The following is a 243-nucleotide window of genomic DNA, read 5'->3' as shown; positions in this document are numbered from 1 at the left end:
ACCTTGAACACCCTGCCCGCTCTGGTCCACGAAGTGCTGATCGAAACCGGTCTGTCACCGGCGCGCCTTGAGCTTGAGATCACCGAGAGCGCGCTGATCCACGACTTCCAGGCGGCGCTCGACACCCTACGCAGATTGAAGGCGCTCGGCGTGCGCATCGCCATGGACGATTTCGGCACCGGCTATTCGTCCTTGTCGACGCTGCACTCCTTCCCCTTCGACAAGATCAAGATCGACAAGAGC

The 243-nt window shown here is 60.9% G+C and carries 1 protein-coding gene; it reads left to right on the top strand.

Going from position 1 to position 243, the window contains the following annotated elements:
• The coding region (locus ACP3VS_RS24550; RefSeq protein ID WP_426390342.1) for an EAL domain-containing protein at positions 1-243 on the top strand (243 nt) is incomplete at both ends.

This window comes from Lysinibacillus sp. VIII_CA (assembly GCF_049943995.1).
Taxonomy (GTDB): domain Bacteria; phylum Bacillota; class Bacilli; order Bacillales_A; family Planococcaceae; genus Lysinibacillus; species Lysinibacillus pinottii.
Note: the sequence above shows the minus strand (reverse complement) of the source record. Positions and strands in the feature narration are given on the sequence as shown.